Source organism: Chryseobacterium carnipullorum (genome assembly GCF_003815695.1).
GTDB lineage: Bacteria > Bacteroidota > Bacteroidia > Flavobacteriales > Weeksellaceae > Chryseobacterium > Chryseobacterium carnipullorum.
In genome coordinates this window covers 2,194,372-2,211,007 of record NZ_CP033920.1, presented here as the reverse complement: position 1 = coordinate 2,211,007, position 16,636 = coordinate 2,194,372, and the positions used below count along the sequence as shown (strand labels likewise).

The 16,636-nt window shown below is 37.8% G+C and carries 13 protein-coding genes; 9 read left to right on the top strand and 4 right to left on the bottom strand.

Features of this window, described 5'->3' with window-relative positions:
- Nucleotides 1-42: 42 nt before the first annotated feature.
- From radA to EG346_RS10115, 4 genes are read left to right on the top strand one after another with little or no spacing between them, the layout of a single operon-like run.
- A complete protein-coding gene (gene radA, locus EG346_RS10130; protein WP_123878405.1) occupies nt 43-1,392 on the top strand; it encodes a DNA repair protein RadA in 1,350 nt (449 codons plus the stop codon).
- A gap of 58 nt (nt 1,393-1,450) precedes the next feature.
- Complete coding sequence (locus tag EG346_RS10125) at nt 1,451-2,119, top strand: class I SAM-dependent DNA methyltransferase (RefSeq protein WP_228425782.1); 669 nt, start codon at nt 1,451-1,453, stop codon at nt 2,117-2,119.
- Nucleotides 2,116-2,820, top strand: coding sequence for a VanW family protein (locus EG346_RS10120; protein WP_164466095.1), 705 nt, complete (start codon nt 2,116-2,118; stop codon nt 2,818-2,820). Before EG346_RS10125 ends, EG346_RS10120 begins: the two co-directional genes overlap by 4 nt.
- Complete coding sequence (locus EG346_RS10115) at nt 2,817-3,413, top strand: acyl carrier protein phosphodiesterase (protein ID WP_073334235.1); 597 nt, start codon at nt 2,817-2,819, stop codon at nt 3,411-3,413. Before EG346_RS10120 ends, EG346_RS10115 begins: the two co-directional genes overlap by 4 nt.
- 654 nt (nt 3,414-4,067) lie before the next feature.
- Here the strand turns inward: EG346_RS10115 and EG346_RS10110 are convergent.
- Together EG346_RS10110 and EG346_RS10105 are read right to left on the bottom strand one after the other, a co-directional pair.
- Nucleotides 4,068-4,583 carry a DUF6702 family protein gene (locus EG346_RS10110; RefSeq protein WP_073334233.1) on the bottom strand — a complete coding sequence of 172 codons (516 nt, stop codon included), beginning with the start codon at nt 4,581-4,583 and terminating at the stop codon, nt 4,068-4,070.
- Between the two features lie 87 nt (nt 4,584-4,670).
- Entirely contained in the window at nt 4,671-7,910 is a 3,240-nt protein-coding gene (locus EG346_RS10105; RefSeq protein ID WP_123878399.1) for a S8/S53 family peptidase, read from the bottom strand.
- Between the two features lie 214 nt (nt 7,911-8,124).
- Between EG346_RS10105 and EG346_RS10100 the strand changes: the two genes are divergently transcribed.
- Both EG346_RS10100 and EG346_RS10095 read left to right on the top strand, forming a co-directional pair.
- Nucleotides 8,125-8,703 (top strand): HupE/UreJ family protein, encoded by a 579-nt coding sequence (locus EG346_RS10100; RefSeq protein ID WP_123878397.1) that lies wholly within the window; start codon nt 8,125-8,127, stop codon nt 8,701-8,703.
- Between the two features lie 67 nt (nt 8,704-8,770).
- Nucleotides 8,771-11,161, top strand: a complete 2,391-nt coding sequence (locus EG346_RS10095) for a M1 family metallopeptidase (RefSeq protein WP_123878395.1) — start codon at nt 8,771-8,773, stop codon at nt 11,159-11,161.
- A gap of 155 nt (nt 11,162-11,316) precedes the next feature.
- Here EG346_RS10095 and EG346_RS10090 read toward each other — a convergent pair whose 3' ends face one another.
- Entirely contained in the window at nt 11,317-12,015 is a 699-nt protein-coding gene (locus EG346_RS10090) for a LytR/AlgR family response regulator transcription factor (protein WP_073334226.1), read from the bottom strand.
- Nucleotides 12,015-13,055, bottom strand: a complete 1,041-nt coding sequence (locus EG346_RS10085; protein WP_228429384.1) for a sensor histidine kinase — start codon at nt 13,053-13,055, stop codon at nt 12,015-12,017. The genes EG346_RS10090 and EG346_RS10085 overlap by 1 nt, the downstream gene beginning before the upstream one ends.
- Before the next feature lie 217 nt (nt 13,056-13,272).
- On the opposite strand from EG346_RS10085, the gene EG346_RS10080 reads away from it, so the two are divergent.
- From EG346_RS10080 to EG346_RS10070, 3 genes are all read left to right on the top strand, one after another.
- Nucleotides 13,273-13,968, top strand: coding sequence for a DUF2490 domain-containing protein (locus EG346_RS10080; RefSeq protein ID WP_123878393.1), 696 nt, complete (start codon nt 13,273-13,275; stop codon nt 13,966-13,968).
- Between the two features lie 18 nt (nt 13,969-13,986).
- Nucleotides 13,987-15,273 (top strand): CitMHS family transporter, encoded by a 1,287-nt coding sequence (locus EG346_RS10075; RefSeq protein ID WP_123878392.1) that lies wholly within the window; start codon nt 13,987-13,989, stop codon nt 15,271-15,273.
- A gap of 89 nt (nt 15,274-15,362) precedes the next feature.
- On the top strand, nt 15,363-16,613 hold the full coding sequence (locus EG346_RS10070; RefSeq protein ID WP_123878390.1) for a cation:dicarboxylate symporter family transporter: 1,251 nt from the start codon (nt 15,363-15,365) through the stop codon (nt 16,611-16,613).
- The last annotated feature ends 23 nt before the right edge of the window (nt 16,614-16,636 follow it).

Below are 16,636 nucleotides of genomic sequence, written 5' to 3'. Positions count from 1 at the left end.
TTAAAATTCTGAAAGGAGATTCATTTTTTTTAACTTCGCAGTATGGCAAAACTGAAAACAGCATATTTCTGTCAAAACTGCGGAACCCAGTATTCCCAATGGATGGGGCAATGCAAAAACTGCGGAGAATGGAACACCCTTGTAGAAGAAGTCGTTGAGAAAACCTCATCTAAAACTCCCCCTTTTTCAAAATCAAAACAGCATGTCATCAACATCATTGAAGTGGTGACCAGCGAAGAACCCAGGATAAAAACACCTTCCGAAGAACTGAACCGTGTTCTGGGCGGAGGTATTGTACTGGGTTCAGTAACTTTGATAGGTGGAGAGCCCGGAATCGGAAAATCTACGCTTTTGCTTCAGCTGGCTTTAAAGATGAAGAAGAAAGTATTTTATGTTTCCGGAGAGGAAAGCGCTTCACAAATAAAAATGAGAGCGGACAGGCTGACAGATCTTCAGAATCCTAACTGTTTTCTTTTTACGGAAACTTCACTGGAAAAGATTCTTCACGAAGCCAAAAAACTGGAACCTGATTTTATGATCATCGATTCCATTCAAACTTTACAATCTCAGTTAATCGAAAGTTCACCTGGAACCGTTTCCCAGATCAGGGAATGCTCCAATGAGATCATCAAATATGCAAAAGAAAACAATACTCCCGTTTTCCTTGTAGGCCATATTACAAAGGATGGCCAGATTGCAGGACCTAAGGTATTGGAACATATGGTAGATGTAGTTTTAAATTTTGATGGCGACAGAAATCATCTTTTCAGATTGCTAAGGGCCAATAAAAACCGTTTCGGATCTACTGCCGAGATTGGAATTTATGAAATGGTTTCCCAAGGTTTAAAAGAGATCAGAAATCCTTCTGAAATCCTCATTACCAAAAAATTCGAAGAACTTTCCGGAAACTCTGTGGCAGTCACTTTGGAAGGAAACCGACCGATGTTGCTTGAAATCCAGGCACTGGTTAGTACAGCTGTTTATGGAACTCCTCAAAGAAGCTCCACCGGATTTGACGCCAAAAGACTGAATATGCTTCTGGCCGTTCTTGAAAAGCGGGCAGGTTTTCAGTTGGGCGCTAAAGATGTCTTTTTAAATATTACCGGAGGAATTAAAACGGATGATCCTGCTTTGGATCTTGCCGTAGTAGCTTCTATCCTGTCTTCCAATGAAGACATTGCGATTTCCGAGCATTTCTGTTTTGCCGGAGAAATCGGGTTAAGTGGAGAGATTCGTCCTATTGCGCAGGTTGAACAGAGAATTACAGAAGCTGAAAAATTAGGGTACGAAAAAATATTTGTCTCCAACCTGAACAAAATTCCGAAAAGAAAATTTGGAATTAAGATTGAGGAAGTGAGCAAAATTGAAGATTTCCATGAAAGAATTTTTTAACCCTGTTTTCTAAAAAGGTTGGAATAGTTATTGACAGACAGCTAAAGAATTTAAAATAATGAAAAACAGTATTCATGAATACTATGATCATCTTGCAGAAACCTATGAACAAAACCGTTTCGGGAATTCTTACGGAAGGTATATCGACGAGCAGGAGAATGTTTTTCTACATTCTTTTTTCAAAGATAAAAGATATTCAAAAATTCTGGATTTAGGATGTGGAACGGGCAGGCTGCTTAAATTTGCAACGCATGGACTCGATTTCAGTGAAAAAATGCTCCGCATTGCGAAAGAAAAAAATCTGGGGAAAATAACAGCTGTTGGGGAAATTTCTAAAATTCCGTTTGATCTAAAATTTGACTGTATATTCTGCTTTCATGTGATCATGCATCAAACGAAAGAGGAAACTGAAAAATTCCTTGATGAATGTTATATGAAATTAGATGATCATGGAATTTTGATTTTTGACTATCCTACAAAAACCAGAAGAAAGGCTGTTTCCCCTCAGCAAGACTGGCATGCAGGGAATACCTTTACGGCTTCAGAGATTTCAATTTTATCAGATAAACAATGGAATATCAGGAGGACTGCAGGTATTTTATGGTTTCCCGTTCACAGATTTCCCAACAGCATAAGAAAACTTTTTCTACCTTTAGATATTCTGCTCTGCCGTACTTTTCTGAAAAAGTGGGCTTCCTATCATATCGTAGTTCTGGAAAAGAAATGAAAAGGATATTAAAAAAAATGCTTCCCGATTCATTGAAACTGCAAATCAGATTGTGGCAGCGGTATTTTGACGAACAACAATCCCGTTATCGCTATTCAAAGGAATATAATTCAAAAAGAATCGGTAATCATATTCTCGAAATGAAACAGGCCATAAAAAAGGGAGAGTTCAATGAAAATAAGATCCACAACTTAAAAGTAGTCAGTGAGAAAATTCACCATCTGGTCATTCAGCCCGGTGAGGTCTTTTCTTTCTGGAAATTAGTTGGTAAGCCCTCAAAGAACAATTTCAAAGAAGGCCGGAATCTTATTAAAAATCATATATCCAGCGGAACCGGAGGCGGAATCTGTCAGTTTTCATCTATTCTGTATTATACAGCTTTACAGGCAGGGCTTAAGATTATTGAAAGGTACCCCCATTCTATAGATATTTATAAAGATCATGAGCGTTTTACTCCTTTAGGTTCAGACTGCACTGTGGTTTATGGGTATAAAGATCTGCAGATTCAGAATCACTTTCCCTACCCTGTACAGTTCACAAGTTTCGTGAACGAGGAGGAGCTTCATCTTCATTTGGTTTCTCCGGAAAAAATCATTTTAAATACTATTGATTTTAAATATACAGAAATTGAAAAAGGAGTTTGGGTGGAGACCTTTGCGGAGGACAGGTTATTGTGTAAAAATTTTTATATTCGTTTATGAATTATTTAGCCCATTCTTTTCTTACTTTTTCGGACGGCCAGATCGTAGGACAATTTCTTGAAGATTTCATCCGGAACAAAGACCGTTATTCTTTTCCGAAAGACATTCAGGATGGAATCACAATGCACAGGGCTGTGGATACATTCACCGATTCTCATCCCGCTATTCATGAGGCCAAAAAAGTATTCTCTCCTCTTGTGAGATTGTATGCCGGTGCTTTTGTAGATGTTGCTATGGATTATTTTGTGGCCAATGATCTCAGCCTGCATTCTTTGGCTGAATGGAAAGCTCATTCCCTAAGGGTTTACAGAGTATTGAACGAACATGAAGAATGGCTTCCTGAAAATTTCAAAAAAATGCTGGTAAAAATGGAGGAAGACGATTGGCTGTATAATTATCGTGAAGACCGGGGCATCAAATTCAGTATGAGAAATGTTCTCAACAAAGCGAAATACCTTGAACCGGACATTCCTGTTTTTGAAGCTTTCCTGAAAAACAAATCTTTTCTCCAGGAATGTTATCATGATTTTTTTCCTGATCTTCTTGCCCACGCAAAAGGCATCAATACATTGATCCAGCTTGACCATAAATAAAAAACACCTACAGGGAACGTAAGTGCTTTTTTAACAATTTGTGTTGTTAGAATCCGCTGCCTTCAATGTCATAAATGGGAATTTTTATGCATTACACCAAAGGTCTTATTTAAAATTATGGGTCAATCCCGTTTTAAATCTTCTCATCTCTACTTTTAAAGAGTTCATCATGATGTCCTACTGATGAGCTTTTTTTACTCTTGAATTCATTTAAAAAATACCTCAGTACTAATCCCTACTTAATCTGAAGAGCTATTTATCCTATGAAAATGCCAGTAGGATTACCTTGATTCATGTATGATTTTAGTGATTTCTTATTTTTAAATAAAAGATCGTAAATTCTAATTTATCAATTAATTTCAAATTTTATGAAAAATTTTCTTTAATAAATCATTAATTTAAAAATTAATCATCCTTATTAGACATACACAAATATAATTTATTTCAAACAAATAACAAATATTATAAAGGTTAATTAATTAAATAATATTTACCAATGCATTATTGATAACAAAAATAAGAATTCGCTAAAAAAAACTTATTAAAATTAATTCTAAAAGTGGGACAATTTAAAATTATTAATCATCAACTAGTGATTTAATATTTATTCTAAAATCTAGCGATGAAGAAAAAACTTCAACAAACAAAACAGCGCTAAAACTGGCGGTACAGATAACGGTTAGGATAAGTAAGTTTTTCACTTTGCCGTTGTCCGTTCACAATCATATGAACAATATTGATCTGATCATCAAAAAGATTGTACAAAAAACTTACTGCCGCTTCTAATTTTTTTGGAGGAGAAACCGTTTCTGATTCCAGAAAAATATTGACAGACTCGCTGTCTTCTTCATAACCCACATAATTTATTTTTAAAAACCTGCCGTCTGCTTTCAGTTTAAAATATTCGGCACAGTACTTTTCTAAAGCCTCGTTGAGTTTCGCTTTATATTTTTCATCATTAAAATGAAATGAGCTTCCGTATTTTTTACCCAGTCCGTTTTCCAGATCATCCAGAAAAAAACGTCCGGTAATCTCAAATGATTTGGATTTGGCATTATAATTAATTTCTACAGAACCTACATGATAAGGATGAACATGATCAGGCTTTGTAAAACTCTGAAAAAAAACAGCTATCATAAAAATAAAGGCGTAAAAGAATGTACCCTGCATTGATTTTATTTTTAAACAAATATAAAAAAAGCAGCAGTTATCCAACTGCTGCTTTTTTAAGACATCTGTTTGTATGTTTAACCTCGATTATTCTTTTACTATTTTCTTAATAATTTTAGTAGTATCATTTAATACAACATTGAACACATATACTCCTTTTACCAATTCTGAAACATCAATTTTATTGGAAGAAGCATCAACATTTACTGTTTTAATGAATTTTCCTGAAGCATCATAGATTGTTACAGTTGCTTTAGTATATTTTCCTAAGATTACATTTACATCATCTCTCGCGGGATTAGGTGTAATATTAACTTCTGAATTTATCTTAACATCTGCTGTTCCCAACACACTGGTGCTCGCCTTAGCAAAATATCCCCCGAAACCTGTCGTCTGAAAACTCACTTCCCAATATTGATAGGTTTCATTCCAGACAATATCATTTACATTAGGATTAATTACACTAGCTGAACTTCCAAAAGAAGCTATGGTACCGGTATTGCTTGCACTGGTTCCTGCATATTTTTCAATCACAAGATTGGATTTGTTTGCATTATCTGTCGCGGACATAGGTAGTTTTACGCTGCTAGTCAGATTATAGGCATCAAAATCAGCCTGCTTGAAGTATAGCGTAACTTTTCCCGTTGAAGTAGTTGCAGACGTTGCAGGATTGATTTCATATCTCCTTGAAACATAATTGGACTGCGCATTATCAACCCACACTTTTGAAGTAATATCTCCTGAAACGGTACTTGCTGCTTCTTTTTCTACCCTTGCAATCAGCTGACAGGTATTCGTAAAATAATTATATCCTCCGGATACTGTTGCTGTTTTATTCAGATTTGAAGTAGCGAGATTTTTCACTTCGGCAATATTTTCATAAACCGTTGCTCTCATTTTAAGATCAAAGGTTCTCATCATCCAGGTGGTTCCGTTGGTTGAAGTTTTAGTACGTCCGCTGGCCGAAACAGATTCGTTCTTCATAGAAACTCTTCCGCTCAGTCCATTAATTACAATATAAAAATCCTTCCCTGTCACCATCTGAACATTTAATCCGGACAGATCCACATAGTTCCAAGTAAATCTCTGAATATCATTTACCCATGAAGAAACGGTTTTAGTTGCAATGATATCTCCCGGATCACCATTGGCATTTACTTTTCTAATTTGAATATCAACGGCCATATCACTTGGAATTGTGGATGTACCTGTTGAGAATGAAAAGCCTCCTAATTTTCCTGTTAATGTTGGCGTATATCGAACAGCTAAAGCAGCATTATCAAAATAATTGTTGTTTTCTGCACTGACAAGAATGTATGGTTCGTCATAAGTTACAGTCTCAAAATTGGATTTTACACATCCCAGTTCATCCGTTACTGCTTTATAAATATCCAATTTTCCATAGCCCCATCTTGCATTCGGGATATTTCCTGTAGCTCCGTCTTTTCTAGCATTAGCAGTAAGTCGGCTCTTCACCTGTGCTGCGGTCAAAACAGGATTAGCCTGAAGAAGCAAGCCTACAGCTCCAGCCACTCCCGGTGAAGACATGCTGGTTCCTTGATTTTTCACATAGTAAGACGTACCGTTGATAATATCCGTTGCTCCCGGAACAGAATCAACTGATCTCGAAGAAATCACATTCTGACCTGAAGCAGTAATGTCCGGTTTTTGAAAACCATCAACCCTAGGTCCTTGTCCACTGAATGAGGAAATAGATTCTTGTGGAGTAGGTGTTAAATATCCGCCAGCAGCAGTATACCAGCTTCCCCTTCCCATATATGAGGCTACAGTAATAGCGTTAGAAGCATTACCAGGAGTTCCCACAACATATTCATTATCTCCATTTTGGAGGGTAGCATTAATCCCTATTCCTTTGCTATATAACCAGCCATGAGTGGTGATTGCCTGGGTTCCGTTATTCGTGATTTCTAAAGTATAATTTCCTGCACAATCAGCTGCAGATCCTGTATTTCTACTGATCACCAACTGCACATAACGTTTGTTATTATCTGTTCCCCAATAGTTATACATGGATGCTGTAAAACCTCCGCCTAATATACTATGGGCTGTATTCGTACTTACGTTTTGTATATATTGCTGTCCATCCGGGGTTGTCAGTTTTGCAGTAACAGCAGTATCATTGTTCGCATACATCAAAAATGCAAATACTGAAGAAGCAGAAGTATTACTTCCCACCGTAAAGGTATAAGACTGAGCAGCATTGGGTTCGATATCAACTTTTCTGTGAAGATTGGCACCATAATCATTTCCTGCGGAAATTACGACTACCCTGCCTGGAGCTGCTGTTGTGAAACTATTAACTGCGACTTCATGAGAAGAGGTTCCATCATGAGCACTTCCCTGACCTCCAATACTCATGTTAACGACGATTGGCTTATTTAAAGCTGTGGCCACATTCTGAAAGTAGGTCAAAGCATTGATTGTATTTGTCGTAGGAAAAGAACCGTTTCCTCCTTTTACAAAAACGATGTCTGCTTCGGAAGAAAAACCTTTGTGCCTTTTATCTGCAAAAGCAGCACCATTTCCGGCAGCTGTACCAGATACGTGGGTTCCGTGGCCGTTGGTATCATTTTCGCGAACAAAACCTGCCGGGCTACCATCCAATTCATTTTCGATCTGAGCTCTTGTGTACTCTACACCCGTCGCAAATCCTGCGGGCGGTACTTCACCTGCCTGAGCAGTTAATGTCTGATCCCAAATGGAAACAATTCTACTTTTTGTCTGGTCAGCAGCTTTTCTGAAATCGGGATGTTTCCAATCTATTCCCGTATCATAAACCCCCACTAAAATTCCGGTTCCGTTATAGGCGGTATTATTAAAAGCACCCTCCTGGAGCAGGCTTGCTCCGGATTGAGCTCTGCTCACATCGTTATGAAGCTCATCAAAGGTGGGCGCCATTACTGAAGTCACATAGGGAAGCTGCATCAGCTTTTCAATATCATCAATGGTGACCAAGGCGGTCGCAAAATTAGGAAGCTGACTTTGAACCAAAAAACCGTCAGCTTTCAGTTTTTCCGGTGTTTTTGTATAGATAATACATGAATACATGGTTTGAGCACCTTTAGAAGTTACGACAAGATGCTTGTCCAGCTTCATATCGTCACGTTCAAGATCTTTAATAACATTCCCTTTTACCAGGATATCTTTATTTTTCAACAAAATATCAAATCTGGAATCCAATTTCTGTACCTGTCCGTAAAAAGCATACGAGTACAGTCCTAAAAAAGCAGCCGTTGCATTCCTGAGAAACTTCGCTCCTCCAATCGGAATGTTTACTTTTGCAAGAAATAGTTTTTTTAATTGCATATTTTAAGTTTTTTTTAACATCACAAGTATACAATTTTTATTTCACAATAAAACCCAACAAAACACCATAAATATTAACAAAAACAACAATTAAAAAATAAATAATTCACAAAAATACCAAATTAAACAAAAATAAATCACATTCAAACTATTCAATAAATAAAAATTTTAATCTATTATTTAAAAAATAAAAAATTTATAAACCATACTAAAAATGCAGGATTTTCTATTTTACTTAAACCTTGGCTGGGAACATATTATTTCTCTTGACGCGTTGGATCATCAGTTGTTTGTACTGGCTCTGATCGCGGTCTATTCTTATAGTGACTGGAAGAAAATTCTTATCCTGGTTACCGCATTCACCATCGGACATTCTGTTACCCTCGCATTAAGTATTCTTGATGTTTTCAGAGTTCCTTCTGCGTGGGTAGAATTCCTGATTCCGCTCACCATCGTTCTGACTTCTCTGGATAATATTCTGATGAAGAATAAGAAGCAGATTCTGATGCGCGCCAATTATTATCTCGCCCTGATCTTCGGACTGATTCACGGAATGGGATTTGCCAATACAGCAAGAGTAATGATTGCCAAAAGCCAGGGCATTGCCATTCCTTTATTAGGATTTAATATTGGATTGGAATTAGGGCAAATCGTTATTGTACTGGCTATTCTTATCCTTTTATTTATTCTGCTTAAAATTTTTAAGGTCAATAAAAAAGACTGGATCCTGTTTGTTTCTTCGGGAGTATTTGCACTGGCGCTAAAAATGACATTAGAGAGAATTCCTTTTTAACTTTGAAACATTTTCAATTTTTCAACTACTTATTATTATCTTTGATAATTATTAAATCTTTTCGGTAATGAAACTAAAAGCAGTCCTATTTTCATTTTCTGTATTGGCCTATACAGGTTTCACCGCACAAAATATCCAGAACAATCCTGGAAGTAATCACGGAAACAGATTCGAGCAGCTGGGGACTATCCTCCCGACTCCCAATATTTACAGAACGGCTTCCGGGTCTCCCGGCCACGGATATTGGCAGAACAGAGCTGATTATGATATTAAGGCTTACCTTGATGAAGATAAAAGAAATCTGAAAGGTTCAGAGACCATTACCTACTACAACAATTCGCCGGATGATCTGGATTACATCTGGCTTCAATTGGACGAGAATGAACAATCTACCGTTAAAAATGCCGGATTCCAGTTCTCTTCTACCCTTCCGGCTTCTTCTAATGATCAGCAGCTGAAAGTCACTGATCTTCCGGAAAAAGACAACGGCTATGGCGTTAATCTGGAAAAGGTAACGGATGCTTCAGGAAATCCTCTGAAATATACGGTGAACAAGACGATGATGCGTATCGATCTTCCGAAAGTTTTAAAGAAAGGAGAAAAACTGGTCTTCAAAGTAGACTGGAACTATAATATCCCGAACAGAATCAAAATGGGCGGCCGCGGCGGTTATGAAAACTTCGCTGAAGACGGAAATGATCTTTACACAATGACCCAATGGTATCCGAGAATGTGTGTATACAGTGATTTCCACGGATGGCAGAACCATCAGTTCACAGGTCGTGGTGAATTCGCACTGGTATTCGGAAATTTTAAAGTTTCAATGGATGTACCGGCGGATCATATTATTGGCGGAACTGGAGAATGTAAAAACTACGATCAGGTTCTGACTTCTGACCAGATGTCCAGATACAGAAAAGCCGAAAGTGCTTCCGAACCTATTGAAATTGTAACATTAGACGAAGCGAAAAAAGCAGAGAAAAATCATTCCAAGCAGAGAAAAACATGGAATTTTGAAGCTAATGATGTAAGAGATTTTGCATGGACCTCATCCAGAAAATTTGTCTGGGATGGAATGCGTGTTACGATTCCTGAAAACAATAATAAAGTGATGGCGATGAGTTTCTATCCAAAAGAAGCCTATGGTCTGTACAGAAAATATTCAACAAAAGCCGTTGCCCACACTATCAAAACTTACTCTGAATTCACGATTCCTTATCCCTATCCTGTGGCACAGTCTGTAGAGGCGGCCAACGGAATGGAATATCCCATGATCTGTTTCAACTTCGGAAGAACGGAGAAAGACGGGACTTATTCTGAAGGAACCAAAAACGGAATGATTGGAGTAGTGATCCATGAAGTAGGACATAATTTCTTCCCGATGATCATCAACTCTGATGAAAGACAATGGAGCTGGATGGATGAGGGGTTAAATACATTCACAGAGTATCTTACCGAAGAGAAATGGGACAATAAATTCCCTTCAAAAAGAGGTCCGGCATGGACGATCACAGATTATATGAAATTGCCGAAAGATCAGCTGGAACCGATCATGAGTAATTCTGAAAACATTATTCAGTTTGGCCCGAATGCGTATTCAAAACCGGCTACAGGATTGAATATTCTTCGTGAGACCATCATGGGAAGAGAACTTTTTGACAAGGCTTTTAAAACGTATGCTAAAAGATGGGCATTCAAACATCCTGAGCCTGCCGATTTCTTCCGTACGATGGAAGATGCGAGCGGTGAGGATCTTGACTGGTTCTGGAGAGGATGGTTTTACGGAACAGATCCGGTAGATATTGCAATTGACAAAGTAACGGTTGCTGTCCCGGATCTCAACACGCCACCTAAAGAAGTCAAAGAAACAAAATATAAAGTGGAAAAACCACTTCAGAATACTTTTGAAGATATTTCAAAAATCAGAAACAGAGAAGATAAGAAAATCACATTCTATGTAGATAAGGATAAGGATCTTCAGGATTTCTATTACCGATATGACAGAGGTCAGGAGAAATTAGATGCGGACAAAGAATATACTGTAAAAACAGAAGCCGGTCTTCCGCTGGATGCCAAGGATCAGGAGAAATTCAAAAACCTGACAGGCTACCAGATTGATTTTGTTAATAAAGGCGGACTGGTAATGCCGATCATTCTTGAATTCACATTTGAAGACGGAACTCAACTGTATGACAAATCATCTGCGCAAATATGGAGACAGAATGAGCAGAAGGTTTCCAAGACGTATTATTTTGACAAAAAAATAAAATCGATCCAGCTTGACCCGATGAGAGAAACCGCGGATATCGATACTTCCAATAACGTATGGAGCAGTACCGGAACAGATACTCAGGTTTCCAAATTCCAATTGTTTAAACAGAAACAGGGAGGTGGTCCTGTAAGAGGAGGAGCCAACGGAAAGGTCAATCCGATGCAGGCTGCCGGAAAGAAATCATAAAATTAAAGGTTGTTTCAAATTGAGACAACCTTTTTTCTTGTAATACAACATTTTAATGATTGGGCTAAAGCCTACCCGTATTGAATTTTTAAATATTAAAATCAAAAAAATCTTCGTAATTTGTGTGATCTGCCGGAAATTTCCAAACGTACATTTTAATTTAAATAAGCCTTTAAAGAATTTTTATACGTTCTCCCAAGCGGAAGCTTCTCCCCGTCTTTAAGATACACATGAGCCGCATCATAGGAGCTGATGTGGGAAGACAGAACAATATATGATTTGTGAATTCTGATAAATCCCAGATTCTGAAATTTCTCTTCAAAATTGGACATCCGCTCAAGGATCATATACTTTTTAAGAGGAGTCACCAGAATAATATATTCACCGAATCCCTGGACCCAACGTACCTCATCCAGAAGAACTTTATGCATCACGTAATTGGACTTGAACATGATAAAGTCTTCTTTCTTCTGATCCTCCACAGAATTTTTAAACTGCAGGAAATCCTTTGCTTTACTAATCGCTTTTCTGAACGTCTCAAAGTCGACAGGCTTGACAAGATAATGCACCACATCCAGTTCAAAAGCTTTAACTGCATATTGAGTTTCCAGGGTAAGAAATATGCATAACGGCTTATACGGAAGCTGATGTAAAAGTTCAATTCCGTTGATGTAAGGCATATTGATATCCAGAATCACGAGGTCTACCCTATTCTGTTTAAGGTATTCCAATGCTTCTTCCGGATCCTGAAATACCTTCAGCAGATCCACATCTTCCATTTGCCCGCAATACTTCTGGATAAGCTGGAGCGCCGGATATTCATCATCTACACTTACAATCGTCAGATTAGGCATTACAATTTGATTTTTAAAATAGTTTGATAGTGGTTCTCTTCCGCAGGTTCCGATATAAAAGTAAATCTTCCTGCATAATTTTTCTCTAAAATATTCATGACTGCTTCATTTCCCAATCCGCTGTCATTCATATTTCCGACCAGGTTCTTTTTCTTCGATACAGAATTCCTTATCTCAAACAGAATATGCTGATCCTGTATTGTATAGCTGATCTGGATGTAGCTATCCGCTTCTATTCCAATGGCCGAATGTTTCAGGGCATTTTCAAATAACGTAAGGCATACAGAAGGTGGAATATCTATTAATTCCAGAGTTTCTTCATCCTGAATATCAAAAGTGATGTTCAGCACATTATTATATTTTAACTGATACAGTCCTGCAAGAGATTTTATGGAAGAAAACTCCTGAGCCATACTGATCTTTTCTTTACTCGTATCATAAATCACATACTGAAGCAGTTTACTGAGCTGTAAAATAGATTCTGAGGTATTTTCTGAAGGCTGAAAACTTTTGGAATAAATATTATTAAGGGTATTAAGCAAAAAATGAGGATTCATTTTAGATTTTAAAAGATCCAGATACAGTTGGTCTTTTTCCTCACCCAGATCTTTAAAATCCTGTTCAATGAGAAATTTATCCTTGGTAATTCCTAAAAATGAGGCAACAAGTATCACAATTCCCTGCGCCGTATATACATTGTAGAGAAATTTGGTATTGGAAAGCGTCTCGTTAAAATGCATATTAAAAACTGCCGGTTCGAGTAAAATTCTAAAGAGACTCGAGAACAGAAAGCTGATGAGCGCATAGAGAATGAACTCGGGATATTTATTGGAAAGATAGAATTCAGGAACCAGATAAAAATAGACGAGACTGTAAATTCCGACATTAAAAATAATCACAGATAAAACACTCCAGACCAGTTCCGGAACATCTAAAAAGTAGTTTTCAGTGAAAAAAGTGATGATAAAGAAGATAAAAAAGAAAAAAACATGCTGAAACTTCAGCAAAAGTCCCCAATGATATTCCATCAGTCTTTTCAAAACCTTTGCATTAAACAAAATCCTGAAAACCAACAATATAAATACAATATTTATAATTAAAAACATTTAAAAAATCCAAATTTCAATCTTTCAAATATACCATCTTTTTTACCCCCTCCTGCAGTTCACTGATAAAATCTGTCATTGGTTGAAAAATAAATCCGCGGCTGGTTCTTATAAATATATTTGAGACATCAGGATGTTAACTCAATATTACATGAAAATTAAATTCAAATTAATCGTCATTTTACTGCTGGCCATGAGCTGGCAGATCGATGCACAAAGCCGAGACAAATACAATATGTGGTTTCAGTATCTCATGTCTGCAAAACTGACCGACAAGAGTACACTGACCGCTCTTTCACAGTACCGTTCTTTTGATCTGGCGTATGACACCAGGCTTTTTCTGGTTTCTGCCTATGTAGATTATGAAGTAGCCAATGAAGTGAAGCCCGCAGCCGGATTTATGTTTCTGGTACTGGATTCTTATAAGTCTGACAATTCAAAAAAAGAAAGGTATGAAAAGAGACCTTTCCAACAGGTGACTTTGGGAGGCAATATCGGAAGAACGTCCGTCTCACACCGTTTCCGTGTGGAAGAACGCTTTATCAGTAATCCCGATGAATTCATTGTCAGGCTGCGGTATCTAATTTCCCTGAGAATTCCCTTTAACAGGGCGGGAGAAAAAGAAAAACTATACGGCATTCTGAAAAATGAATTAAGAATGAACGTAGTGAAAGAAGATCCGTTTGACAGTAACCGATTAACAGCAGGACTGGGAATTAAGGTTGGAAAAAACTCAGCAGTTGAAGTTGCTTTTATCAATCAGCTGGAGACCGGATCTACAAGCAACTACGCCTACATTGGGTACAGAAACAGCTTCGACTGGAGAAAGAAAAACAAAAATAAATAACTATAAATCAAATCATCTATGCTTACATTCCTTGGATTTCTCATGATTCTGATCTTCATGGTCCTGATCATGAATAAAAAACTGACTCCGCTTACGGCTTTGGTCATCGTACCGGTAACCATCGCTCTTTTGGCGGGTTTTGGTCCTGAACTTGGTGAAATGATGAAGAACGGGGTCAAAGAAATAGCGCTCACCGGAGTCATGCTGATCTTTGCCATCCTTTATTTCAGTTTAATGATCGACACAGGACTTTTTGAGCCTTTAGTCAATATCATTTTAAAAGCCGTTGGAGACAATCCCATCAAAACAACAGTGGGAACCGCTGTTCTTACGGCTTTGGTTTCGCTGGACGGCGATGGCTCTTCCACTTATCTCATTGTGGTTGCCGCTATGCTTCCTCTTTATAAAAAACAAGGTATCAATCCACTGATTCTTACGTGTATTATTATGCTTGCGGGACAGATCATGAATATTCTTCCATGGGGAGGTCCTACGGCAAGGGTAATGAGTTCTTTGAAACTTGGGCACACCGAAATATTCGTTCCTATGATCCCGATTATGGCTATTGGAATCCTTTGGGTGATATTCGTTGCCTATATTTTAGGGAGAAGAGAAAAAATAAGAATTGCCAAACATGGAAAATTCACCAAGTATAACAGCAATGATATCATCGGTGAGGTAGATCTTAAACTCAGACGTCCGAAACTGATCCTGATCAACCTGTCGCTTACGATCGCGCTTCTGGTTGTGATGATTCTGGATGTAGTTCCATTGGGAATTGCCTTTATGATCGCCTTTTGTATCGCTTCCATTATCAACTATCCCAAATTAAAAGATCAGCAGAAAATTATTTCAAAACATGCGGGTAATGCTTTATCGGTTGCCGGAATGATCTTCGGAGCGGGAATTTTCACCGGAATCCTGAATGGTTCAGGCATTATGCAGGCCATGGGAAACAGTATGATAGAAATCGTTCCGAAAAGCTGGGGTGGCTACATGAATATTGTTACTGCGGTATTCAGTATTCCGCTTACTTTTTTTCTTTCCAATGATGCTTATTATTTCGGGATCTTACCTATTATTGTGGCTACCGGACATCAATTGGGAATTTCTCCGGAAATCCTGGGAAGAGCGAGTCTTATTGGCCAAGGTTCCCATCTTTTGAGTCCGCTGGTTCCCTCAACCTATTTATTAGTATCATTAGCCGGTGTGGAATTTTCAGATCATTTGAAATATACTTTAAAATGGGCATTGGGATCTTCTGTTGTGATGTTGATCGCTGCATTGATCCTTGGAGTCATATAATCTGAATTCGTTAATTATTATTATATTTCGGAGGTATAAAAACCTTTCGTATTTCGTTTAGATCGATACGGACTGTATATTTTTTTCAGATGAACCTTTTTGAAACCAGGAAAACATTCACGGGAAGATATTTAAAAAATCTCACCTTATATGTATTTGCCGCCATTCTCGGCGGAGTACTTACAGGCTATTATGCGCCTGAAGCAAGTATTCAGCTGGGAATGGTGAGCAGATATTTTTTCATGGTGCTTGAAATGCTTATTCTTCCCATTATTTTCATGGCGATCATGTATGGAATCTGCCAGCTGTCCGGTATCAGAAATGCAAGTAGCATTGTCTGGAAAACCATTCTTTATTTTCTGATCATCAGTTCTGTGGCTATTATTATAGGGTTCATTTTCGGTTTTGCCGTAAAGCCCGGCGCTGATACAGGAATTAACACTTCGAGAATCAGTACATCGCTTCCGAAAACATTTGAAATCAATGACAGCAGCTTATCCGGTAGTCTGTATCTCAACAGGCACGGAATTTTTCTTATAGTCTCCATTATTGCCGGAATTTGCATGAATCTTTCCGGGGCAAGAGAAAAATTCCTGAATTTATTAGACCGCGGTCTCAAAGTTTTTTATACCGTAATTAAGTATCTCTACATCATTCTCCCGATTATTATTTTCTGTAATATCGCGTATGGCGTTGCGGTATATGGCATCAACACGCTCCTGCCGCTCAGTAAAGTCGTTGCCACGGTTTATCTCGCTGACATTGTTTTTATCTTTGGAATTTTAGGAATCGTTTCTTATATATTCAAAATCCGTCTGTGGAAGTTTTTGCTTGATTTAAAGGAGGAAATTATTCTGGTCATCACCACCTCTTCTTCCAAAACAGCATTTCCACTGATCTTTGAAAAAATGGAATCGGAAGGCTACAGCAGAAAGATTTTAAGATTTGTCATTCCTTTAGGCTATAATTTCAATCTTTCCGGGGCTTGCATTTATATCTCTGTAACCTGTTGCTTTCTCATCCAGTTTTATAATATTTCATTAACCGTGAGTGATTATCTCTGGCTTTTCGTGATTATTTCCGTGACTTCAAAAACGGCTTCAGGCGTTCCCGGATCAGGATTTCTTGCCCTTATTTTTACGTTGAACCGGTTTGGAAAAATTCCTTTAACGGATATTGCCCTTTTGTACAGTGTAGACCGTTTTATGAACGAGGCGAGATCTGTGACCAACTTTATCAGCATCGCTGTTTCCGGGGCGGTGATTTCAAAGATCAATCAGAATCAGAAAAATAAGATAAATTCTGTGTCATATGAAGAAAAGCTGATATCGGATCTGTAACTTTTTGAAAATCAGAAATACTT

Coding starts and splice junctions, on each gene's coding strand:
- EG346_RS10075 (WP_123878392.1), top strand. CDS start 13,987: ATGCTTACATTCCTTGGATTTCTCATGATTCTGATCTTCATGGTCCTG.
- EG346_RS10090 (WP_073334226.1), bottom strand. CDS start 12,015: ATGCCTAATCTGACGATTGTAAGTGTAGATGATGAATATCCGGCGCTC.
- EG346_RS10120 (WP_164466095.1), top strand. CDS start 2,116: ATGAAAAGGATATTAAAAAAAATGCTTCCCGATTCATTGAAACTGCAA.
- EG346_RS10070 (WP_123878390.1), top strand. CDS start 15,363: ATGAACCTTTTTGAAACCAGGAAAACATTCACGGGAAGATATTTAAAA.
- EG346_RS10100 (WP_123878397.1), top strand. CDS start 8,125: ATGCAGGATTTTCTATTTTACTTAAACCTTGGCTGGGAACATATTATT.
- EG346_RS10105 (WP_123878399.1), bottom strand. CDS start 7,910: ATGCAATTAAAAAAACTATTTCTTGCAAAAGTAAACATTCCGATTGGA.
- radA (WP_123878405.1), top strand. CDS start 43: ATGGCAAAACTGAAAACAGCATATTTCTGTCAAAACTGCGGAACCCAG.
- EG346_RS10080 (WP_123878393.1), top strand. CDS start 13,273: ATGAAAATTAAATTCAAATTAATCGTCATTTTACTGCTGGCCATGAGC.
- EG346_RS10110 (WP_073334233.1), bottom strand. CDS start 4,583: ATGCAGGGTACATTCTTTTACGCCTTTATTTTTATGATAGCTGTTTTT.
- EG346_RS10095 (WP_123878395.1), top strand. CDS start 8,771: ATGAAACTAAAAGCAGTCCTATTTTCATTTTCTGTATTGGCCTATACA.
- EG346_RS10115 (WP_073334235.1), top strand. CDS start 2,817: ATGAATTATTTAGCCCATTCTTTTCTTACTTTTTCGGACGGCCAGATC.
- EG346_RS10125 (WP_228425782.1), top strand. CDS start 1,451: ATGAAAAACAGTATTCATGAATACTATGATCATCTTGCAGAAACCTAT.